At 39.0% G+C, this 22,803-nt stretch carries 24 protein-coding genes and 1 pseudogene; 20 read left to right on the top strand and 5 right to left on the bottom strand.

What is annotated here, in order from left to right; translation table 11 throughout:
• Nucleotides 1–84: 84 nt before the first annotated feature.
• Nucleotides 85–1,032 (bottom strand): alpha/beta hydrolase, encoded by a 948-nt coding sequence (locus tag JOD18_RS04605; RefSeq protein WP_204667770.1) that lies wholly within the window; start codon nt 1,030–1,032, stop codon nt 85–87.
• A 303-nt stretch (nt 1,033–1,335) separates the two neighbouring features.
• Between JOD18_RS04605 and JOD18_RS04600 the strand changes: the two genes are divergently transcribed.
• The 6 genes from JOD18_RS04600 (at nt 1,336) to JOD18_RS04575 (ending at nt 6,512) form a co-directional block, all read left to right on the top strand.
• Nucleotides 1,336–1,869 (top strand): GNAT family N-acetyltransferase, encoded by a 534-nt coding sequence (locus JOD18_RS04600; protein WP_204667895.1) that lies wholly within the window; start codon nt 1,336–1,338, stop codon nt 1,867–1,869.
• Between the two features lie 46 nt (nt 1,870–1,915).
• Nucleotides 1,916–3,307: a bifunctional metallophosphatase/5'-nucleotidase gene (locus tag JOD18_RS04595; RefSeq protein WP_204667769.1), complete on the top strand. Its 1,392-nt coding sequence runs from the start codon at nt 1,916–1,918 to the stop codon at nt 3,305–3,307.
• Between the two features lie 52 nt (nt 3,308–3,359).
• A complete protein-coding gene (locus JOD18_RS04590; protein WP_204667894.1) occupies nt 3,360–3,665 on the top strand; it encodes a YunC family protein in 306 nt (101 codons plus the stop codon).
• 175 nt (nt 3,666–3,840) lie between these two features.
• Nucleotides 3,841–4,632, top strand: coding sequence for a sporulation protein YunB (yunB, locus tag JOD18_RS04585; RefSeq protein WP_204667768.1), 792 nt, complete (start codon nt 3,841–3,843; stop codon nt 4,630–4,632).
• A gap of 224 nt (nt 4,633–4,856) precedes the next feature.
• Nucleotides 4,857–6,338 (top strand): sodium-dependent transporter, encoded by a 1,482-nt coding sequence (locus JOD18_RS04580; protein ID WP_204667767.1) that lies wholly within the window; start codon nt 4,857–4,859, stop codon nt 6,336–6,338.
• Between the two features lie 72 nt (nt 6,339–6,410).
• Nucleotides 6,411–6,512: a methionine/alanine import family NSS transporter small subunit gene (locus JOD18_RS04575; protein ID WP_204667766.1), complete on the top strand. Its 102-nt coding sequence runs from the start codon at nt 6,411–6,413 to the stop codon at nt 6,510–6,512.
• An 82-nt stretch (nt 6,513–6,594) separates the two neighbouring features.
• Here the strand turns inward: JOD18_RS04575 and JOD18_RS04570 are convergent, their stop codons facing one another.
• Complete coding sequence (locus JOD18_RS04570; protein ID WP_420827780.1) at nt 6,595–7,548, bottom strand: M23 family metallopeptidase; 954 nt, start codon at nt 7,546–7,548, stop codon at nt 6,595–6,597.
• Nucleotides 7,549–7,669: 121 nt separating this feature from the next.
• Between JOD18_RS04570 and JOD18_RS04565 the strand changes: the two genes are divergently transcribed.
• The 4 genes from JOD18_RS04565 to JOD18_RS04550 all read left to right on the top strand — a co-directional run bounded on the left by JOD18_RS04565 (nt 7,670) and on the right by JOD18_RS04550 (nt 10,942).
• Nucleotides 7,670–7,945, top strand: coding sequence for a YutD family protein (locus tag JOD18_RS04565; protein ID WP_204667764.1), 276 nt, complete (start codon nt 7,670–7,672; stop codon nt 7,943–7,945).
• 34 nt (nt 7,946–7,979) lie between these two features.
• The gene (locus JOD18_RS04560; RefSeq protein WP_204667763.1) at nt 7,980–8,420 is read left to right on the top strand and encodes a HepT-like ribonuclease domain-containing protein; all 441 of its coding nucleotides are present in this window, start codon (nt 7,980–7,982) and stop codon (nt 8,418–8,420) included.
• A 31-nt stretch (nt 8,421–8,451) separates the two neighbouring features.
• Nucleotides 8,452–8,862 carry a YbaN family protein gene (locus JOD18_RS04555; protein ID WP_204667762.1) on the top strand — a complete coding sequence of 137 codons (411 nt, stop codon included), beginning with the start codon at nt 8,452–8,454 and terminating at the stop codon, nt 8,860–8,862.
• A 205-nt stretch (nt 8,863–9,067) separates the two neighbouring features.
• Nucleotides 9,068–10,942 carry a serine hydrolase domain-containing protein gene (locus JOD18_RS04550; protein ID WP_204667761.1) on the top strand — a complete coding sequence of 625 codons (1,875 nt, stop codon included), beginning with the start codon at nt 9,068–9,070 and terminating at the stop codon, nt 10,940–10,942.
• 257 nt (nt 10,943–11,199) lie between these two features.
• Here the strand turns inward: JOD18_RS04550 and JOD18_RS04545 are convergent, their stop codons facing one another.
• The gene (locus tag JOD18_RS04545; protein WP_204667760.1) at nt 11,200–11,715 is read right to left on the bottom strand and encodes a phosphatidylglycerophosphatase A family protein; all 516 of its coding nucleotides are present in this window, start codon (nt 11,713–11,715) and stop codon (nt 11,200–11,202) included.
• 79 nt (nt 11,716–11,794) lie between these two features.
• On the opposite strand from JOD18_RS04545, the gene JOD18_RS04540 reads away from it, so the two are divergent.
• From JOD18_RS04540 to thrB, 4 genes are all read left to right on the top strand, one after another.
• Nucleotides 11,795–12,757 carry a protein kinase family protein gene (locus tag JOD18_RS04540; protein WP_204667759.1) on the top strand — a complete coding sequence of 321 codons (963 nt, stop codon included), beginning with the start codon at nt 11,795–11,797 and terminating at the stop codon, nt 12,755–12,757.
• 227 nt (nt 12,758–12,984) lie between these two features.
• The gene (locus JOD18_RS04535) at nt 12,985–14,277 is read left to right on the top strand and encodes a homoserine dehydrogenase (RefSeq protein WP_204667758.1); all 1,293 of its coding nucleotides are present in this window, start codon (nt 12,985–12,987) and stop codon (nt 14,275–14,277) included.
• Between the two features lie 3 nt (nt 14,278–14,280).
• The gene (gene thrC, locus JOD18_RS04530; protein ID WP_204667757.1) at nt 14,281–15,342 is read left to right on the top strand and encodes a threonine synthase; all 1,062 of its coding nucleotides are present in this window, start codon (nt 14,281–14,283) and stop codon (nt 15,340–15,342) included.
• Nucleotides 15,339–16,247 carry a homoserine kinase gene (gene thrB, locus JOD18_RS04525; RefSeq protein WP_204667756.1) on the top strand — a complete coding sequence of 303 codons (909 nt, stop codon included), beginning with the start codon at nt 15,339–15,341 and terminating at the stop codon, nt 16,245–16,247. Before thrC ends, thrB begins: the two co-directional genes overlap by 4 nt.
• A 280-nt stretch (nt 16,248–16,527) precedes the next feature.
• Here thrB and JOD18_RS04520 read toward each other — a convergent pair whose 3' ends face one another.
• A complete protein-coding gene (locus JOD18_RS04520; protein ID WP_204667755.1) occupies nt 16,528–16,758 on the bottom strand; it encodes a NifU family protein in 231 nt (76 codons plus the stop codon).
• Nucleotides 16,759–16,981: 223 nt separating this feature from the next.
• Between JOD18_RS04520 and JOD18_RS04515 the strand changes: the two genes are divergently transcribed.
• From JOD18_RS04515 to JOD18_RS04505, 3 genes are all read left to right on the top strand, one after another.
• Nucleotides 16,982–17,227 carry a DUF1450 domain-containing protein gene (locus JOD18_RS04515; protein WP_204667754.1) on the top strand — a complete coding sequence of 82 codons (246 nt, stop codon included), beginning with the start codon at nt 16,982–16,984 and terminating at the stop codon, nt 17,225–17,227.
• Nucleotides 17,228–17,262: 35 nt separating this feature from the next.
• Nucleotides 17,263–18,132: a diaminopimelate epimerase gene (dapF, locus tag JOD18_RS04510; protein WP_204667753.1), complete on the top strand. Its 870-nt coding sequence runs from the start codon at nt 17,263–17,265 to the stop codon at nt 18,130–18,132.
• Nucleotides 18,133–18,206: 74 nt separating this feature from the next.
• Complete coding sequence (locus JOD18_RS04505) at nt 18,207–18,566, top strand: HesB/IscA family protein (protein ID WP_204667752.1); 360 nt, start codon at nt 18,207–18,209, stop codon at nt 18,564–18,566.
• Between the two features lie 139 nt (nt 18,567–18,705).
• Here the strand turns inward: JOD18_RS04505 and JOD18_RS04500 are convergent, their stop codons facing one another.
• On the bottom strand, nt 18,706–19,689 hold the full coding sequence (locus tag JOD18_RS04500) for an NAD(P)/FAD-dependent oxidoreductase (protein ID WP_204667751.1): 984 nt from the start codon (nt 19,687–19,689) through the stop codon (nt 18,706–18,708).
• Between the two features lie 363 nt (nt 19,690–20,052).
• On the opposite strand from JOD18_RS04500, the gene JOD18_RS04495 reads away from it, so the two are divergent.
• The 3 genes and pseudogenes from JOD18_RS04495 to JOD18_RS04485 all read left to right on the top strand — a co-directional run bounded on the left by JOD18_RS04495 (nt 20,053) and on the right by JOD18_RS04485 (nt 22,549).
• Entirely contained in the window at nt 20,053–21,276 is a 1,224-nt protein-coding gene (locus JOD18_RS04495; RefSeq protein ID WP_204667750.1) for an NAD(P)/FAD-dependent oxidoreductase, read from the top strand.
• A gap of 149 nt (nt 21,277–21,425) precedes the next feature.
• Nucleotides 21,426–21,980, top strand: a pseudogene (locus tag JOD18_RS04490) (ATP-binding cassette domain-containing protein).
• A gap of 431 nt (nt 21,981–22,411) precedes the next feature.
• Nucleotides 22,412–22,549 carry a hypothetical protein gene (locus JOD18_RS04485; protein ID WP_204667749.1) on the top strand — a complete coding sequence of 46 codons (138 nt, stop codon included), beginning with the start codon at nt 22,412–22,414 and terminating at the stop codon, nt 22,547–22,549.
• Nucleotides 22,550–22,803: the final 254 nt, after the last annotated feature.

Genomic DNA, 22,803 nt, shown 5'->3' with positions numbered 1-22,803 from the left:
CAAAAACAGTAAAATGAGATGTAGATCAGATTAATATGGCCAAGCCGGCAATTGCGGGGAGAGCAGGTGCCGGCTTGGTTTCCTTTAGCTTCTTGTTTGTTTGTCTAACCAATTGTTGAGGGTTTGCAACACATCTTTGGCAATTGGTAATTGTGCTTGCTTTTCGAGATAATCAGTTTCTTGTTCATTTGAAAGTTGTTCTTCAAACTGCCGAAGTGAATGATTAACACCTGCAATGATCTTCCATTCCCCGTCCCCTGAAACCATTTCTGCTATAACCTGGGCGTGTTCAGGAGGGACATGTTTATCGTTCTCTCCTGTTACGGTCAATACAGGGCAGGTTATCTCTGGTAAGAGGTCACAAACGTTGTAATGCCAGACTTCGCGCAGATACTTGACATTGATAGCCTTACCGTTTACAGAGACAACATCTTCTTTGGCAAAAAGCAGCTTGTTTCGCTGCATATTCAGCATTCTTTTTTCTAATGCATCTAGTTTAAAGAGGCGATAGAGTAAACCTCTAATGGTTTTCGATTGCTTGATATTTTCAAAAAGCTCATCATTCTGTCTATTCGTAAGGTCAATCGTTGACTCTGCTAATCCACTAAGGAGAATAAGTCCATTAACTGGCTGCTGTCTTTGAATAGCAGGTGTGATGATGGCACCTTCACTGTGACCGAGCATGAAGATCTGTTCTGAGTCTGCTTCTGGGAGACCTTTCAAGTACTGGATACATGCCGTTGCATCTTCGATCAAGTCATAAAATCCTGTTCTGATAAATTCCCCTTCACTTTTGAAAAGCCCACGTTTATCATAACGAAGTGAGAGGTAACCTTGTTCAGCCAACCATTCCGCCATTTCTTTATAGAGGTTGATTGGAGGTTCTCCTGCGGTATTGCCGTCCCGATCTATTTCTCCTGAACCAGGAATAATAAGAATGGCAGGCGAAGCAGCTTGATTTTGCTCTGGTATGGTTAAGGTTCCGCTTAAATTATAAGTTGCTGGAATCGTAACTTCCTTGCTCATTATCATTGGTAAATCAAACTCCTTTTTACTGTTTATTCAAAGAGATATGCTTGTTGTATATGATTAATTTCTTAATGCTTAACCGTGTTTGCTATAAGCCAATCTATGTTTCCATTTGTTTTGTTTACCCTACTAAAATTGGAATACGCTGTTCAGCTTGTCTATTAACTGCTCATTTTCTTAAAGAAAGAATGGATTTTGTTTTCTTCTTTACTATCTTATCACAATTATATCTATGTTGGGCTTTCCAATTGACGCTTTCCTTGGAACTCATTAAAATAGGGACATAGTTAGAAATGAGGGATAACCATATCATATCAAATAAGACAAGAAAAAGAGACGGATTATCCGTTTACAGAAAATGTAGTTAGTCAGGCATTTTTGCATGAACAACACAGTGATCATAGTGAACATCAATTAGTACACCGTCTTAGGGAATCAGAGGCTTTTATCCCAGAATTATCTTTGGTTGCGGTGGATAACTCAGAATCGGTTATTGGTCACATTCTTTTGACAAAGATTTCTATAGATTGCAAGAACAGAATATCTCCTTCCTTAGCACTTGCGCCTGTTTCTGTTTTACCTGCTTATCAATATCAGGGAATAGGCAGTCAATTAATTCAGGCAGCTCTTAAACAGGCAAGGGAACTTGGACATTCTTCTGTGATTGTATTGGGTCATCCAGACTATTATCCGAAGTTTGGTTTTAGAAAAGCAAGTGAGTGGCAAATTAAGGCACCATTTGATGTGCCTGATGAGACCTTTATGGCGATCGAGTTAACAGATGGCTCATTACGCAATATACAAGGTACCGTGAGATATTCGGCTGCCTTTGATCAATAGATATCAAGAAAGAGGAAGGGATAGAGGGAGAAGGGGGCTTGGCTTGATGATCGAACAGATTCACTTTTATTATTGTAATGACCTACATAGCCATTTTGAACAATGGCCAAATATTACACATTATTTCAAGAAGGAACGAGATAAATATAAAGAGCGGGGAGAACAAAGCTTTCGAATTGATATCGGTGACCATGTCGATCGTTTTCATCCCATTGCCGAGGCCTTTAAAGGAAAAGCCAATGTCGATTTGTTAAATGAAGCAGGCTTTGACTTTGCAACACTGGGAAATAATGAAGGAATTACTTTAGAATATCAAGATTTATTTCAACTTTATGATCAGGCCGATTTTCAAGTAACTTGTGCAAATTTAAGCCCTATTCATGGAGATAAGCCAAATTGGCTCAAGGAATATATTACAATCGAAACATCCCAGCGCTTACGGGTGACTCTTTTTGGAATGACAGCAACTTTTAATGCCTTTTATCATCCGTTAGGCTGGAATGCCAGTTCTCCTTATGATTATTTATCAGCAAACATTCAGACGCTTAAGCAAAATTGTGATGTATTGATATTATTATCCCATTTGGGCTTATCAGAGGATGAAGTGATTGCCGAACGTTATCCGGAAGTTGATGTGATCATTGGCGGTCACACTCATCATTTATTGAAAAGCGGGAAAGTGGTAAACAAGAGTTTGCTGACTGCTGCTGGCAAGTATGGAAAATATGTTGGTGAAGTGCATTTAACTTGGGATCATTCTTTGAATAAATTAACGGATAAACAAGCCTATACGGTAGAGACAGAGTATTTAGACCGAGATGCAGATACAGCTTATTATTTGGAGCAAATTAGTAAAGAGGCAGAAAGTGTTCTTAATCAGCCTGTTGCCATGATTTCCAATCCATTGGAAGTGGATTGGTTTAAGCAAACCCCACTCACACAAGATTTAACAGACTATTTAAGGCGGTGGACAAAGGCCGATATTGCCATGTTAAATGCAGGCATACTAATAGAAGGGCTTAAAGCAGGAACAGTTACTTATGGTGATGTCCATCGAATTTGTCCACATCCAATAAATCCCTGTACCGTTGAATTAAGAGGTGCACAATTGCTCGAAGTGATTCGCGGTACTTTTCAGCACTCTCTGCAGCATTTAGAGTTAAAAGGTTTTGGTTTCCGCGGTAAAATAATCGGTACCTTTTTATTTAGTGGTATTTCAATTGATACGGTTATCGATCAAGATGGAGAAGAAAGGGTACAACAAGTACAGATTGATGGAAAGCCTCTTGATCCCGACAGGATGTATATATTGGCAACACCGGATATGTTTACCTTTGGTAACATGTTTCCCGAGATTGTTCGATCGAAAACGAAGCACTTTTTCTTGCCGGAATTTATGCGTGATCTACTGGCCAATTTGTTAAAAGAAAATCAATAACACATACTTACATCTCCTCTCATAAACTAAATAGAGAGGAGTGTATGTGATGATGATGGAAGTGTATCCAGTTACGATAGAGAATCATACCTTCACTGCTGTAACAGTTAAATTACCGCATACCAACTTGTTAGTGATTTCCAATGAGGTTGGCTATGTGATGTGCGGTGCTCTTGATGTGAAGCTGCTGACAGAGAAGTTAGCCGATCGTCCGATTGTTGCCGGCAGAGCTGTAGGTGTGAAGACGATCAATGATTTAAAGGAAGCAAGCTTAGATAGTGTTACCGATTATGCCAAATCATATGGATGGCAGCCAGGAATGAAAGTGAAAGAAGCTTTATTAAGAATTGCACAATGATGGCAGTCTCGTTTTAATTCGTACAAATGGTTAGAAACGTTCTGCGAGTGTGCTAACCATTCGATAATCATCGTACATTGCTTTGGATTTTTTGACCCCATCACTTGATAAAAAATGATAATGATTTATAAAAGTCTCCTTCCCGTCATAAAGATATGATGGGGGGAGATTTTTTATGTACGGGAGACCAAGGAGAAGACAATGGAGGAAAACACCTGGTAATCATATGCTGTTTATCACTTTCTTTCTATTTGTATTGGCTATGATTGCAAGTATCCTAGTGGTAAACGAAGGGATAAAGCCTGTTTTACTAAACACTGCTGAGGTACGTGTATCCCAGATTGCTAACCAGGCATTAGGAATAGCCGTCAGCAAGAAGATATCTGAAGATTTAGAAAACGGTGATTTAGTGGAGGTACAGCTAGATGATCAGGGTCGGATAGAGAATTATGTCTTTAATGCGGTTGTTGAGAATCGAGTGCAGCGTAATGTACAGTACCGTTTAGAAAATTTCCTGAAACTACTGGAAAGCGGGGAGCGGCCTGAAACTGGAGTCCCGATTGAGGTAGAAATATTAGATTTAGACGAATCCGAACAAGCCTTATTAGATGAGATTCGGGAACGAGGCTTATTAATCGAAATTCCCGTTGGTCAAGCATTGGGAATCCCGTTGTTGGCTAATTTGGGTCCAAGAATTCCTGTGAATATAGAAGTGCTCGGTAGTGTTGGGACCGAAACAACGAGTGAAATTGTCCAGACAGGGATCAATGGTGCCTTGATTCAAGTGAATGTTTTTGTTGAGGTAGAAATGAGGGTAGTGATCCCATTTGCCTCCAAACCGGTGAAATTGGAGCAACATATCCCCGTAACAAAGGTATTTCATCCAGGTGATGTGCCTAATTATTATCATAATGGGGAGGGGTCATCCAATTTATCTATTCCAATTGATCCGCAAATGATAGAATAGAGGATGCGCTGGGAGCTGCTATCGCTGGATAGCAGCTTTTGGGCGAAATAGCTTGAATCAAGTATAAAATAGTGATAGTATTTTTATTTGACAGAATATTCATAACTACGTATAATTTCTAAGGTTGGAATGACAGGATAGTTTCTATGGAAGATTTGGAGGTAACACATTCTTCTTGTTTCTCTCATGGAATTACTATTAAGTCAACGAAAGGAGTTCGAATGATGGATAACAGGTCACAATGGGGAACAAGATTGGGGTTCCTTTTAGCAGCAATTGGATCTGCTGTCGGGTTAGGAAATATTTGGCGTTTTCCAGCAGTAGCTTATGAGAATGGAGGAGGCGCCTTCTTTCTTCCGTATTTATTTGCATTATTAACGGCCGGAATTCCGTTACTTATTATGGAATATACAATCGGGCATAAATACCGAAGTTCCTCCCCGCGCAGTTTTTCTAAAGTAAGTAAAGGGATGGAGTGGGTAGGCTGGTGGCAAGTACTGATAGCCTTTGTTATCTCTACCTATTACCCAATTATTATCACTTGGTCTGGAATGTACGCCTACTTCTCTTTACGTACACAATGGGGAGATGACTCGACTAGCTTTTTCTTGAATGACTTCTTGCAATTAGAGGAAGCTGGAACGTTTGGATCATTTGTACCTATGGTTTTGATTCCTCTTATTGTGGTATGGGCACTTGTTTTCTTCTTTTTAGGAAGAGGAGTAAAGAAAGGTATTGAGTTTGCTAATCGTATTTTTATCCCGGCTTTATTTATTGTCTTTGTTATAATTGTTGTTCGCGCAGTTACATTGCCAGGTGCATTCGAAGGTTTAGATGCCTTCTTCAAACCAGATTGGTCTAGGATTATAGATGGCTCTGTATGGGTAGCAGCATACGGCCAGATTTTCTTTAGTCTTTCGATTGCATTTGCAATCATGATTACCTATTCCTCTTATTTGCCGAAAAAGTCGGATATTTCTAATAACGCCTTTATCACCGGTTTTGCTAATTCATCGTTTGAATTATTAGCTGGTATTGGTGTATTCGCTATATTAGGTTTTATGGCTTCCCAAACGGGAGCAACGATTGATGATGTAGTAGAAGGTGGAGTAGGGCTGGCCTTTATGGTATTCCCAGAGATTATTAGTCAAATGCCTGCTTCTGGTTTCTTTGGCTTCTTATTCTTTGCTTCTTTATTCTTGGCAGGTATTACTTCGATGCTCTCGATTTCAGAAACGTATATCGCAGGGCTGCAAGAAAAATTCTCGCTTTCTAGGGGAATGGCGGTCTTACTTGGAGGCGGGCTCTCCGCACTAATTTCGATTCTCTATGCAACCCAAGGCGGGCTTAACCTGTTAGATACAGTTGACTACTTTATTAATAACTATGGTGTTGCACTAGCTGGGTTGTTTGAGGTAGTAGCTATTGCTTGGTTTGCTCGATTATTGAAAGATTTACAAGGTCATGCAGACAGCGTGTCGGATATTAAATTAGGTATGTGGTGGAGAGTATGTTTAAGTGTGATCACACCTGTAGTCCTAGGGTTTATGTTAATTCAAAACTTAAAGAATGACCTAACAAATGCCTATGGTGATTATCCGTTAGACTTCCTGTTCAATTTCGGATGGTTGTTAGCAATTGGAGTTATGTTTATTGGTACGCTGCTTACGATTAAGAAATGGCCAAAGAAGGATCATCAAGCATAAGTATTTAAGAAAGATAAAAGTTCCAAACAACAGAAACCGAATGCTTTCTAATGGAGTAAAGGAGGATACATCATGTCTGCAAGTGCAATTGTCATGGCGATAATTGGTATTGTGATACTATGGGGTGGATTAATTGCAAGTATCCTAAATGCAAGGAAAGCCTCAAAAAAATAAGGGGAGCTCTTATCGGTAAGAAGGTTACAAATGGTTAGCTCCGTGATATATGCTGAAAATCCGTAAAGTGAATGTGAATACTTTACGGATTTTCTCTTTCCCATTTTTTTAAGTGTGGATAGGGGTCAAACGACCACTCTGTTTTGCCGTTATCCTTATAAAGACCGTAATGAAGATGAGGTGGAAACTTACCTGCTGTACCAGGCGGACCGTATCCAGAAGAACCAACTGTTCCAATTGTTTGTCCGGCTTCTACGATATCTCCTACTTCCAATCCTTCTGCAAAACCATTGAGGTGTGCATAATAGTGGTAGCGGTTATAGATGTCACGGATGCCGATGCGCCAGCCGCCATATTTATTCCATCCTTTCAATTCTATGATGCCATAGGTAGCAGTTCTTACAGGAGTTCCGTAACTGGCAAAGATATCTGTTCCTTCATGAATTCTCCTGCCGCCAAATCCTCTGGCATCGCCCCATGTGTTCCGATAGCTGTAATTATAACCAGGGGGAATAGGGAAAGCTGTTTCATCAAAGGAAATGGTTTGATAGGTATCAAATAATGTAGCATAATTCATTATCGACATTACGGTTAATTCTCTCTGGTAATAGTTCCATAAGCCAGTTCGAATATCTTGTGCAGTATGTCCGTAACGTTGCAGATATTTAGCTATGGTATAAACGATATCGATATCGTTGGCTGGATCAGCAAGTTGATCACCGTTCCCATCTTCTCCAATTCCGCCAAACATCTGGATAAATTCTGGGGGATAAGGCTGTCTGCCTGGAGTTGCACCATACCACTTGTCATCTGGAATTTCGATATCAATAAAGGAGGACTCGTCTGCTTCCGTCTCACGGATATTGGCCTCATAGCGGTCAATGGCAGCTAAATAATACCATGGAATCAAGGTAACGGCTTCTATCTGTTTATAAATGGCGATTTTTTCTGCTTCTCTGTCCACATTTTCTTCCGCATATGCTATAGTAGATAGGAGAAAGAAACCTATAAAAGTAGAGAATATACTACGTTTGATCAAGATCAAATAACCTCCTTTTACACCATTATCCTTACCTACTAACATTAGTGTGAACAACAAGGTTAATTTCATGCTAGTAACATTTGTAAAATCTAAGCGCAAAAAGGTGTGACATATTATGATTGAAGTGCAGGGAAAGAAATATGAATTAATTAAGGATTATCGTGCGGGCTTTGAAGAAAAGTCGTTTAAAGATCGCTATACAGATATTTTGATGAAATATGATTTTATTGTTGGCGACTGGGGGTATGAACAACTCCGCTTAAAAGGGTTTTATGATGATCAAAATCCCAAAGCCACTTTTGACACGAAATTCAGTACGTGTGAAGATTATTTGTATGAATACTGTAATTTTGGCTGTCGTTTTTTTATTGTCAAGCAAGTGAACAACTAGAAATCCATTACAACATGCAGAGGGGGAATAATTAGTGTACTTTGTAGATATGCGACAAATGAATGAATTACTTGATTTTTTTGATGAAACAATTGCAAATGTCAAGGATCGTTCATTTGAAACAGAGGTGGAAAAGTATGCGTTAGAGCGGATCACTCATCTGTTAATTGAGTCATTAATTGACGTAGGTAACATGATGATTGATGGCTTTATTATGCGTGACCCAGGTAGTTACCAAGATATTATTGATATCTTAGTGGATGAACAAGTTATCCCGGAATCAGACAAATCTGCCTATCAATTATTAATTGAACAACGACGAGTTGTGGTTCAGGAATATAAGCAGATCAATCATGATCAACTCGAGCAACTGCTGCAGGAATATTATCAGCCATTAAGTCAATTCAGTAAGAATATTCGCCTTTATTTGGCCAATGAAATGGGAGTAGCTAATACATTTATCAATAAAGTCTAAGTGATAAAGCAAAACTGGGGGTGAGAATCACATGCTGCAATTTAAAAGGTTGCTTTGGATAGCTGGAGGATCCATTAGTTTATTCATTGGGCTGATCGGGATCGTTATCCCTTTGCTGCCAACCACTCCCCTTGTTATTTTGGCTGGTTTCTGTTTCGGTAAATCCTCTTCACGGTTACACCGATGGTTAGTAACAAATAAATACTTTGGACACTATATTGCGGATTATCAAAGCGGTAAAGGTGTCCCATTGCGGATCAAGATATTTGCAGTAGTCATCGTCTGGTCTAGTGTATTGTTCTCCTTATTCTTTATCCCTCTAAGCGCTATTAAGATTATGATGCTTGGTATTGCTTTGTTTGTCAGCTTATTTATTTTTACTTCTCCGTTGTTGAAAGAGAAGAAAAGCAGTTATCCATTATCAGGAACAGAGGAAGTTTAACATCATAATAGTAAGTATAAAGCTAGCGGTATTATATCGTTAGCTTATTTTACAGCTGTGAAAATATAATAATAAATCAATACATAACTTTTAGAGATGAAAAAACAGAGACAGTTAAAACACAGCGAGAGAAGAATATTCCCTTTCAGTGGAAAACACGATTGGAAGGTGTTAATGTTCTGAAGAAAAGGGGGACAAGAGGTGTATGAAACAAAGAGTGATGTTGGGATGTCTTTTGGTATTATTGATTTGTGTATATTTTCCAAATGTAGTATCAGCAGAAGAAAAGAGGACACCATCAGGTATTTCTTTAACAGAATTGGAGGATGTTGTCGATGGATATGTCAACAATTACATAGGGGAAACGGTAGCAGGTGCAGGTATTGTGGTTATTAAAGATAGCGAAATAGTCTTATCCAAAGGATATGGCTATGCAGATATAGAGGAGCAAATACCCATCGACACAAGTGTGTCTATCCTTGAGTGGGGATCGATCACAAAATTATTTGTTTGGGTATCTGTCATGCAACTAGTGGAAGAAGGGAAACTGGATTTATATGAAGATATCCAAACGTATTTACCAGAGGATTTTTTAACATCATTAACTTTTGATGAGCCCATTACCATGTTACATTTGATGCACCATAATGCAGGGTATGAAGAGAATATTTATGATTTGCTTTATGATTCACCTAAACATCTGACTTCGTTGGAAGAAGCACTGAAGATAACCGAACCAGACCAAGTTTATCGGCCAGGAGAGGTAGTGGCCTATTCAAATTACTCGACTGCACTGGCTGCCTACATTGTAGAACAGGTGACAGGCCGGTCATTTGACGATTATGTATCTGAGCATATTTTTGCGGAATTGGGAATCGAACATTCAACAATACATTTGCCTGCAGAGGATAGGGAAGAGATCTTCCGGCATAAAACAAAAGGGTACAGTTTATCTGGAATAGGTGAGTTTAAAGAATCCCCACCATTCTACATTTCTATGTATCCAAGCGGAGGGATGAATGGTACGGCAGAAGATTTGGCCAGATTTGCGATGGCATTGATGCCCGTCTCGTCAGGAAATACGTCTCTATTTCAAGATCACCAAACATTAACGGAGCTTCTCTCCCCCAGTTATGCGGTTCAGGAGGGGGTACCAGGGATTGCACATGGATTTTGGGAATATGATGGTGCGTATCGCGGATTAACGCACTCAGGTAATACAGTTGCCTTCTCTAGCAATGTTCAAATCGTACCAGAAGAGAATTTTGCTGTTATTATTTTAACCAATCAAGCAAATGAGGTAGACCTCTTATTTGGATTGACGGACGAATTAGTGGGAGATGGAGAACAGACCATCCAAGCGAATCTGCCAACTTCTGACACGGTGGAAGGCAGCTACCTGTCTGCACGGCGAGTACACAGTGGTTTTATGAACCTTTATTCTTATCTTATGCCGTTACAAATACGCTCTATTAGTGAGCATGAAATAGAAGCGAATATCGCGGGATTTACGGCTAATTATGTGCAAACCAGTCCCTATGTTTACAAAATGATTAACGGAGATCATGTTTTTATACCAAATAAGGTTATGTATTTTCACGTAAAGAATGGGAAAGTTGAACAAATCTCGACTTCTTATTCTGATTATACAGCTATGGATAAACCGCAGGCATTTTTAATAATTAGTTTAGGGGTATTTATATGGTGTGCCGTCTATTTTCTCATTTCTCCTCTGTTATTAATGTTGCGCATTTTCTGGAGATGGAGAAAGAGGCAGCGATCCACATCATTAACCAAATGGAATTGGCTGTTGAATCTGTCAGGAACCGTTATGATACTCAATATATTGGTGTTAGCGGTACGAATGTTGACCAATGCGATGCGAGCATATTCCGAACTGTTGGTTCATTTTATATTAAATTATGCCTTTACGGCAATTAGTTTGATTTCTTTGGTAATGGTGATTGTTTGTTGGAGAAAAACACAAGTATCCAACATTCGTAAGACGGGTTATCTCCTATCAAGTATTAGTAGTATGCTGTTCATTGCTTGGCTAATAATTTGGCAGTTATATGCGTGATTTAACCTGACCGTCCCAGTTTCTCAGAAAGCAAAAATTGAGTTCAATCAAAAATAAACCGGAAGAAATGAAATAGAGTTCTTCCGGTTGTTGTGCGTTGTATGGATTATAGTGTACGTTTTATCACGGTGCTAATCGTCCGTAACCCCTTCATCCTAAGGTGTAAGAAACTAGGTAAGGATAACGGACACTAACTCCCTGATAAGTTTCACTAACCATCAGTAGAGGATAAGAAATTTACTCATGGGAGCCTTACTTTATTCGTCATCAAGTGTTACATCATCATGCTCAGCACTGTGTGCTAATCTTGAAGAGGCAGAAGCGGCAATAGCCCCTACAATGTCGTCTAAAAATGTGTGGCAGCCATTGGCTTTGTCATTTAATTTTTCCAAGATTCCAGGTTTCTGTTTGTCAATATAGCCGTAATTGGTAAAGCCAATCGAACCATATACATTCACAATCGATAAGGCAATAACTTCATCAATCCCGTATAAACTTTCATCTGTTTCGACAATTTCTTGTAAGGGGCTGTCTAGTTTTTTTTGTTCTGCCAGCATATCGATTTGAATCCCCGTGATAATTGCATTTTGCACTTCACGTTTCATCAAAACACGGTCGACGTTCTCATAGCATCTCTCTAGGGTAAGTTCTTCCTGGTATTTATTTTGCAGGTAATAAACTAATTCTGCGATATCCTTCAGTTTTACACCACGTTCTAATAACATGGCTCTTGCTTTTGCTTCGAGTTCGCTTTGTTTACGTTCATTTGACATAAAATCACATCCCGTATTCATCATATTTTCCCTTGATTAACATATATTCTAATATATTTGTTCGAAGGGGGAAATAAAAGTGCATTCTGTATTTCTACATTATCCGATCCGAGTTCCGATCAAGCAAGTGACACAACAACCTTACACTACTTATCAAGACCAATCTGCCTATTATTTTATAATACCTGGAACAATGTCGGAACAAGCTGCCGTAGAAATGTATAGTATTGCTTCGCACTATCATCAATATGGCTGGACAAACGTGGCATGTCCCATCCAAAATATACATAATCAATGGATTACCTCAGTAGGTAAAGATAAATATATATTATGTGTTGCTTCCAAAGGATCTGAAAGACAAGACGAAGCGCAAATGCTGGCTAGATTTCAGCAAACAGGATTTACTTATCCCTATCAACCAAGTGAGATCAATAACTATGGGCAATGGAAACAGCTTTGGGCCAATAAAGTAGATCAGTATGAACTTCTATATCAACAACTATATCAACAACGCCCAACCAATTCAATGATTCGAGAGTTTGTGAACTTTTTCCCTTATATCGTTGGCATTGCTGAGAACGCTATTCAGTATATGAATAGTGTAGAGCAGGAACGGCAATTTTCCGAGCAAGATCAGCCAACAATCACTTTTGGGCGCTATCACGGCGAAGTGACAGCAGATTTTATTTATTGTAATCATTTTATATATGATCACAGTGTACGTGATTTGGCAGAGAAATTAAGACCATTTCTGCTTGAACAGGAAGGATTACAGGATCCTGAATGCTATTCATTCCTGCGGTCTTATCTGGGAGAGATGCCGCTGTCGCCTTTCGGTTGGAAGCTATTATATGCACGATTAATCTTTCCTATTCATCTCTTTGATTGGGTTGATCAAATTCGGCAATCACCTCAATCTGCCACCCCAATCAAACAAATGATAGAGTACCAAAAAAATTATCAGCGACATTTAAAAACATTCTTTTATCAATTAGGGATTGATGAGAGGGAATTAAATAGTATACAATTAGATTGGATATGATAAAGTTTGGATAAGGTGAGAGTCTTACAGACGATTAGAACTGTGATAAAATAGTTTATCCCCTGTTTGGGGATTTTTTTACTGAAACATGCCACCGCCTTCTAAAGGAAAATTATTTTTCTGACTGTTTTAGATGATTGTACCTTGATTAAGAAGGGATTCAGATGTATAATGTCCACTATAGAAAAACAAATGTACTCGTTATGCAAACAAAGGGAGGCGTCTAGATGAATCAAATAAGTGTAGGTTTGTGTGGTTTGGGAACAGTTGGAACTGGTGTTGTGAGATTGTTACAAAACCATGCAGAAGAAATTAAATACAAGGTAGGCTGTGAGATTAAAATAGAGAAAATTTTAGTTCACGATTTGGATAAAAAGCGTGATGTGGTGATCCAACAAGAATGGTTAACCGATAATGCAGAAGAATTAGTGAGCAATCCCAATATTGATATTATTATCGAAGTAATGGGTGGAATTGAAGATACCAACCTGCTGTTAGAAAAGGCGGTTCAAAATAAAAAGCATATCGTAACAGCAAATAAGGATCTCATGGCAGTTCACGGCCAAAAATTATTGCGCCTCGCTAAAGAGAATAATTGTGATATTTTATATGATGCAAGTGTGGCTGGCGGTATTCCAATTATCCGTTCACTCACAGAAGGGCTTGCATCAGACCGGATTCAAAAAATTATGGGAATTGTGAATGGAACGACCAACTACATTTTAACAAAAATGACAGATGAATCTTTACCGTTTGAACCTGTCTTAAAAGAAGCGCAAGAGTTAGGTTTTGCCGAGGCAGACCCTACCTCTGATGTTGATGGCTTAGATGCTGCCCGTAAAATGGTGCTATTAGCAAATCTGGCATTTAAGATGGAAATTGCTTTAGAAGATGTTGAGGTATCAGGAATTCGCACAATCTCTCAAGAAGATATTACGTTCGCGTCCAGTTTAGGGTATACTATTAAATTGATAGGTATTGCATCGATTAATAATGGCAAAGTAGAAGTAAGTGTAGAACCGACTTTGTTGCCGTTAGAACATCCACTGGCACAAGTGAAAAATGAATTTAATGCAGTGTATGTGTATGGGGAAGCGGTTGGAGAGACTATGTTCTACGGACCGGGTGCAGGCAGTATGCCGACTGCAACGGCTGTTGTTTCCGATCTGATGGATGTCGTGAAGAATATTCGCTTAGGTATCACAGGAAACGAATATATCATCCCACAGTTTGAAAAACAGCTGAAACAAGATGATGAGAAGTATATGCAGTATTTCATCCGTATGGAAGTGGATGATCAAGCTGGCACTTTCCAAAAGATCACTAACGTATTCACAGAGGAACAAGTAAGCTTCCAAAAGATTCTGCAATTACCGTCTGAGAAAGAAAATATGGCTGAAATTGTGATGGTAACCCACAAAATCAGTAAGCAGCAATTAATAAATAGCAGAGAAAATCTAAAAGGACTAGACGTTGTCAATGAAATTATAAGTTGTTACCGCGTCGATGGGGAGGATTAATTCATGGCTTGGCAAGGATTATTAAAAGAGTATAAAGAATATTTACCAGTAGAAGAAAATACACCATTACTAACATTATTTGAGGGCAATACACCACTCTATAAATTAGAAAAACTGTCTGCAAAATATGGCATCAACGCATATGCAAAGTTTGACGGTTTAAATCCAACAGGGTCTTTTAAAGACCGTGGGATGGTTATGGCGATGGCAAAGGCAGTAGAAGATGGAGCAAAAGCGGTTATCTGTGCCTCTACAGGTAACACATCTGCTTCTGCGGCTGCATTTGCGGCTAGAGCAGGGCTTAAATGTATTGTCGTCATTCCTGATGGAAAAATCGCCCAAGGGAAGCTGGCACAGGCAGTAATGTATGGAGCAGAGATATATGCTATCAAGGGGAATTTTGATGATGCACTTCGTTACGTGCGTAAATTAGCGGAGACTGGCAAAGTAGCATTAGTAAACTCTGTGAATCCATATCGTATTGAAGGTCAAAAAACAGCAGCCTTTGAAGTATGTGATGAATTAGGGAAGGCGCCGGAATATTTATTTATTCCAGTTGGAAATGCGGGTAATATTACCGCATACTGGAAAGGTTTCAAAGAATATAATGAGAAAAAACAAACAGGGTTACCAAAAATGATGGGCTTCGAGGCAAGCGGGGCAGCAGCTATCGTACACGATCGTGTATTTGAAAACCCAGAAACTGTTGGAACAGCGATCCGTATCGGTAACCCTGCCAGCTGGCAAGGAGCTGTCAATGCCCGTGATGAATCTAACGGGGAAATTGATGAAATCACAGATGAACAAATGATTGCAGCCTATAAATGGATTGCTCAAGAAGAAGGTGTATTTGCAGAACCAGCTTCTTGTGCTTCGGTAGCAGGTTTATTTAAGAAATTAGAAGAAGGTAAGGTAGAGAAAGGATCTACCGTCGTAACCGTGTTAACTGGAAATGGTTTGAAAGATCCGAACACAGCTATTGATTATAGCGAAGTAAAACCTACCGTCCTGCCGAATGATGAAGAAGTGATTATCAAAGAAATTTTAGGTAGTGTACAAGCATGAGTTGGATGATTAAAGTGCCTTCCAGCACTTCTAACTTAGGTGCCGGTTTTGATTCAATTGGTTTGGCATTGAACTTGTATTTGGAGTTACATGTTACAGAAGCTGAAGAGTGGCTGTTTACGCCTGTTTCGGAATCATTAATTGGTATTCCTACGGGCAAAGATAACTTAGTTTATGAAATTGTTGAAAAAGTAGCTTCTTTAAATAATAAGGCAGACGAAATCCCTGCTTGTCACGTAGAAATGACAAGCAATATCCCTTTAGCCAGAGGACTGGGAAGCAGTGCGACGGCTATTATTGCAGGTATCGAATTAGCTAATGTATTGTTGGATTTACAGTTAACTGAACGTGATAAATTGCAGATTGCCACAGACATTGAAGGCCATCCGGATAATGTAGCACCTTCCTTGATTGGCGGTTGTGTTGTAGGGCATTATGACGGCGAAGTGACCTATAGTCAACTACCGGTTCAAGGTGTTACTTTTGTTGCGGTTATTCCTTCATTTGAATTAAAAACGAAGGATGCCCGTGCGGTTTTGCCAGATACATTTAGTTTCAAAGACAGTGTACAGGCTAGCAGTGTCGCTAATGTGAGTGTAGCAGCCATTTGCAATGGCGACTGGGATACATTAGGTGCCATGATGGAAAAGGATCATTTCCATCAGCCTTATCGTAAATCATTAATCCCTCATTATGATGAATTGTACTATTATATGAGACAAGAGGCGTATGGTGTTTTTTTAAGTGGAGCAGGACCAACCATGATAGCTGTTGTGGATGATAAGAAGGTCTTCTCTATCTTAAACCAATGGCAAGCAGAATATCCTGATTTTCAGTGGATTCCGCTCCAGGTAGAAAGAAAAGGCTCATTTGTAGAAGAATTGCAAAAAGAATACAAAGAATAATTAAAACAGCTGTTATATGGCTTGGTTCGATTGAGGCCGTATAACAGCTGTTTGTTGATTTGTTTTAAATTGTGACATGGGCATTCCCCATGAGGGAATCTTATGGACAGAAGAAGAGAAAAAGTTATTTCTGAGTCCATGAGAGCCATTCGATGGACAGAAGAAAAAGAATCATCCTCCCAATTCATAAGAATGAATTTACTGACGTAACATGTTGCTTGGCACAAAAAAACCCACCTGTATGGTGGGGGCCTTACTAACGGAGAAAATTCCGCTTTCTTTAAAATACTTGTTCAATTTCTGTTACACCAGGCACCTCTGCCATTAAAGCACGTTCAATTCCTGCTTTTAAGGTAATGGTAGAGCTTGGGCAATTTCCGCAAGCGCCCATTAGTCGAAGACGCACAATACCGTCTTCTACATCGACTAATTCAACGTCTCCACCATCACGTAATAGGAAGGGACGTAATTTATTTAAAACTTCCTGAACTTGTTCAGTTTGGTGATCCATATTTTATAAAGTCTCCTTTCCATACACTGGAAACAAATGTGGTAAGGTATTAGCCGCATTTGTTTTCATCAAGTCTCACTTGATTAATAAATCTGGTTTGATTACATTACTATATATTCTCTATATTATTTTAGCCTTTATTTATTTATTTGTAAATCAAAGTGTGTTAAAAATAGGGTAAAGACAAAATTAACGCTTGTTCCGTTAAAGGTGTGATATGATAATGATCAGGATAAGAATAGGTTTCTGTGTGAAGAATTTAGCACGAGGTACAGAAAGTGTCCGGCAACAATTACTAAAAGATCCGGATGTAGATGTGGTTGAGTATGGCTGTACCAGTTATTGCGGTATTTGCCGCAAGTATCATGTGGCTATCGTAAACAGCCAGCCGATAAAAGCAGAAACGCCAGAGGAGCTGCTTCAGAATATAAATGATTATATCGATAATGAATTAATCGACCAATTATAATAAAAAAGTACATGATGGAAGAAGGTAAGATAGCAATGGATATACCATTTACAAAAATGCATGGGCTTGGCAATAGTTATATATTTCTTAATATGTTTGAGATTAACTTGCAGGAAGAGCAGTTGTCAAATTTGGCAATTGCTGTGGCTAACAAAGATACAGGGATAGGTTCTGATGGGCTGATCTTAATCCATCCAACTGATCAGGCAGATGTCGGAATGCGTATCTTTAATAAAGACGGTTCAGAAGGAAAAAATTGCGGCAATGGATTACGTTGTGTGGCTAAATATGCTTATGAGCACCACCTTGTTCATGCTAAACAATTTACTATAGAAACAAAAGCTGGAAATGTGACGGCAGCGATACATGGTGACAACCAATTCGTTTCTGAGGTGACAGTAGATATGGGGGCACCAATGCTACAGCGATCTGCAATTCCTATGTTAGGTAAAGACAGTGAAACCGTGGTTGCTGAACCATTTGAGGTAGATGACCAACAATTGACGATAACCACAGTATCAATGGGCAATCCGCATGGTGTCTTTTTTGTTGATGATATCCATCAGGCACCATTGCATAGTCTGGGGCCGATTATTGAAAAAGATTCCCGTTTCCCTGAAGGGGTGAACGTCGAATTTGTTGAAAAAGCTAATCAGCAAGAATTACATTTTCGAGTTTGGGAAAGGGGATCAGGTGTCACTCAGGCTTGTGGTACAGGCGCATGTGCAGCTGTCGTTGCAGCTGTTTTAAATCAGAAAGTTAACAAAGGGCAAGAAATTACTGTCCATCTAGCTGGCGGCGACCTATTTATTACTTGGGCTGAGGATGGTCGTGTCTGGATGCGCGGTGCAGCTGAAACAACAGCAGAAGGTATATTTATCTGGAATGAAAAACAAAAAAATTGAATTCATAATAAGCAATTTGTATACTTAATATACAAATGATTAATCAGAAGTAATCAGGAAAAGGAGTTTTTTCAATGATTATTAATATAACGGATAATGCGAAGTATCAAATCCAAGAAATGATGAAGGAAGAGGACAGAGATAATGTGCGTTTGCGCTTCGGTGTAAAAGGCGGGGGATGTAGCGGGCTATCATACTCTTTAGGATTTGATTATGAGGTAAATGAAGAATTGGACCACACCGAAGAATCAAATGATATTCCATTAACGATCCAGAAATTTGATATTGATGTAATCCAAGGGACTACGATAGATTTTAAACAGAATATGATGGGTGGAGGGTTTACAATCGATAACCCGAATGCAATTGTATCCTGCGGATGCGGCTCTTCATTCAAAGCAAAAGAACGCGAGGGTACTCCCGGAAATTGCTAGGAACATAATAAAAAAGCTAAGGATTTCTCCAAATAATTCGGCAGATTCCTTAGCTTTTTTTGGAAATTATAGAATTTTTCTTATGGATAACTATTCGTTGAAGAATAGTCAAGTCCCTTCCGAGCCCTCTGCGCTTTTTTTAAAACATGCTGGTTGAGTGTTTTGGCTGAATTCTTGCCTTCGGATCCATGTATGCCTTGGCATTGTTGACGGCCGTTGGTCCTTCACCAAACCCGGCAGCAATTAGATTTACTTTTCCAGGATACGTACAGATATCCCCAGCAGCATAGATTCCTGGAATATTGGTTTCCATTTTGGAGTTAACAACAATACTATTCTTATCTATTTCAAGCCCCCAGTTTTTGATTGGTCCTAAAGAAGAAATAAAACCATAATTAACGAGGACGTGATCGACATCAAGGATAATTTCTTTATCACCTTTCACTTCTTTCAAGCGAACTTGTTCGACTACTTCTTCGCCAATCAAATTCTCAGGTACATATGGAGTTAGTAATTGAACATTCGACTTCATCAAATTATCAACACTTGCTTCATGAGCCCTAAAGGAATCACGGCGATGTACTAAGGAAACTTCCTTCGCAATAGGTTCAAGCATTAATGCCCAGTCAACCGCAGAGTCACCTCCGCCAAATAACACGACACGCTGATCCCGAAATTTCTCCATTGTATCTACGAAATAATGAAGATTCTTGTCTTCATAATCTTCCGCTTGATCGATTGTTAGTTTTCGAGGTTGGAAAGCCCCGTTACCACCAGTGATAATGATTACTTTGGAATAATGTTCTTCTGTGGAAGTAGTAATTCGAAATGTTTCCGCATCGATGCGTTCGACTTCTTCCACCGATTGATTCAAGACAATTTCCGGTTGGAATAGATCGGTCTGTGCTTTTAAATTATCAACTAATTCTTGTGCTCTGATCTTGGGAAAACCTGCTATATCATAAATATATTTTTCTGGATATAGGGCACTTAATTGACCGCCAATTTGTGGTAAACTTTCGATGATTTTGACAGAAGATTGTCGCAATCCACCGTAAAAAGCAGTAAATAAACCAACTGGGCCTGCTCCAATAATAGTAATATCATAAACTTCTTTTGACATTTGTTAATTTCCCCCTTAATACTGCGCCTGATATCGCGCTGACAATGTCGTTACGTATTTCGTTGATGTTCCCACTGGTTATTGCGCTAACGTTCCGCTCATTGTTTCGTCAATACATGCGCTCAACGCTTCTTATTTTATCACAATTCTAACAAATCTGTCATTTTTATTTCACTCTAATTGAGAATTTATATCAATACAACGATTATTTTTAGATATTTTCATGTCAAGGGTTGAAAATTATCAGAAAAAAGACTAACATATATTATGAATTAATATTTTTGTTATGTATCACTAGGTGATTCTACGTGAAGAATATCACGAATTGTTTCAGAAAATTTTATGATGATGGATGTGAGAAAGATGAGTCAACCAAAAATAGTAGTATTAGGTGCAGGGTACGGGGGTTTAACTACTGTAGCAAAATTACAAAAACAACTAGGGGTAAACGACGCTCAGATAACACTTGTTAACAAGAATGATTATCACTATGAGTCTACTTGGTTACATGAAGTAGCGGCAGGAACAATTGCTCCTGATAAGGGTCGTTTCAAAATAACCGATGTGATTAATTCGGCGAAGGTTAATTTTGTACAGGATACGGTAACTGCTATCAAAGCGAATGAGAAAAAAGTCGAATTGGAAAACGGCGAATTAGATTATGATTATCTAGTAGTAGCGTTAGGATTCGAGGCAGCTACATTTGGTATCCCTGGATTATTAGAGAATGCCCTTACTATCGGCAGCACAAACAAAGCCAGATTAATCCGTGAGCACTTAGAGTATCAATTTGCTCAGTATAACAATGAAGCAGAACCTAAACAGGAACGCTTAAACATTGTTGTCGGCGGCGGCGGCTTTACTGGTATCGAATTTGTAGGAGAATTAGCCAACCGTGTACCAGAACTTTGTGAAGAATTTGACATTGATCGCAGCAAAGTACGCATCATTGTGGTAGAAGCAATGGAAACGATTATGCCTGGATTTGATCCTGCATTGATTGAGTATGCGATGAACTCTTTAGAAGGACGCGGAGTCGAATTTAAGCTAGGTGCCTTTTTGAAAGAGGTTCGTGCTGATGGAATTACCGTGGAACAAAACGGTAAAAAAGAAGAAATCCCTACTATGACTACGGTTTGGGCTGCCGGAGTGCGTGCCAACCATTTAGTGGAAGAGTCAGATATAGAGGATAACCGTGGGAAAGTAGAAGTAACGCCTGAATTGCGTGCACCATCTCACCCAGATGTATTTGTGGTTGGAGATTGTGCTTTAATTTGGAACAAAGCAATCGACCGTCCATTCCCGCCAACTGCTCAAATCGCAATGCAGGAAGCGGAAACTTGTGCGCATAACCTTGTAGCCTTAGTTAAAGGCGGTGAACTGCACCCGTTTGAATTTATCAATCGCGGAACCGTTTGTTCCTTAGGTGAAAATGATGCAATGGGTTCTATCTTTAATGGCAAGCAGATTTACGGATGGACTGCAACCGTAATGAAGAAAGTCATCGATAACCGTGCCCTATTGAAAGTCGGCGGCTTAGGCTTAGTTTTGAAAAAAGGTAAATTTAATATTTTTACATCAAAATAATCTAACAAAAGAGCAGGGGAACTATCCTCTGCTTGTTCTTGATTGTAATCATTATACATAATGATGGAGAAAGAGAAAGCGCTATTTTTAATTAAGTCTTGCTTTTGCACGTTTATTCCATTTTTCGAGTAAAGTGATGAGGATTATAAATTATTAAAACAAGCTATACTGTTTTTGAAAAGATCAATATAAATGTAACAACTGGTGAATTTGTTTCCTTATTAGGTCCGTCTGGTTGCGGAAAATCAATCTTACTGAATATTGTTGCTAGGTTGGAATCAGCGACAGAGGAAGAAATAAAGGTAGATCATACTGCCATCGATTCACCTGATCAGATTGGGGCGTAGTTTTTCAGGAGGCTGCGTTGATGCCGTGGATGACCGTGTTAGATAATGTCGTATTTGCATTGAAAAAGCAGAAAATCGATCGGTAAAGAAGAGGTTAAGCAAAAAGCAATTGATCATTTAAAACTAGTTCATTTAAGCAAATTTCTTGATTCTTATCCCCATGAACTATTAGGGGGAATGAAACAGCGAGTGGCTATTGCCCGTGCTATTGCGATGAATCCAGAGATTTTATTAATGGACGAACCTTTTGGGGCATTAGCTGAGCAAACTCGTTCTAATCTCCATAAAGAAATCGAATATATTTGGCAACCACCCGAAAAACGGTCCTCTTTGCCACGCATAATATCCGTGAGCTAATTTACTTTCAGATCGGATTATCTTAATGGGGACCAGACCAGGTCGGATGATAGGAGAGTACGGTAGAACATCAATCGCGTGTCGCACCGGCTAGCATGATTAGCATGTTTGAACAAGGTCAAATTGAGGCTGCCGCAGCTCCAGAACCATGGGGAACTTATCTTGTAGAAGAACTAAATGCACATGTGATTACAGAATGGGATGATGTTTTTTAGGAAAAACATTACCAAGTGTGGTTCTTGTTACTACCAATAAATTTGTTGACAATCATCAGAAATCGTTGATCAAGTACTGCGTGGACATAAGGCTGCTGTAGAATTTGCCCAGGAAAATACAGATGAAACACTAACAGCTGTAAAATGATACTATTTTTAACTTGACACAGACTACTCTTCCGGAAACAGTATTAGAAAAAGGCTGGGAGCGAATGAATGTCACGTTTAGATACACATGCTGATGCCTTACAAGCATGGGCTGATGCGTCTTATGAACTACAGTTTATGGATCAAAAACCAGACTTAAATGGTTTGGTAGATACCAGCCGATTAGATGATATTATAGCCGAATAAAGAAGCTTTTGATAAAAGTGAAAAACACCGTCAATTGTTAGACATGAACTGACAATTGATGGTGTTTGTTTAGGTTTTAGAATAACTTTTAGCAGGAGAAAAAATCTCGTGGAATAGAAAAGCAGAAAATGATAGATTTTTTAAACAATCAACTTTGGTAACATATGTGGTAGCTTGTTGAGGCTTTTTCTAAATAATCCAAGATATTCTTTACAAAAAGTTGAACAGTATTGCACGAATCTGATAGACATTAT

It is taken from the genome of Gracilibacillus alcaliphilus, from assembly GCF_016909015.1.
In the GTDB taxonomy this organism is placed as follows: domain Bacteria; phylum Bacillota; class Bacilli; order Bacillales; family Amphibacillaceae; genus Gracilibacillus; species Gracilibacillus alcaliphilus.
The sequence above is the reverse complement of the archived record's forward strand: the minus strand, read 5'-3'. Positions and strand labels throughout refer to the sequence as shown.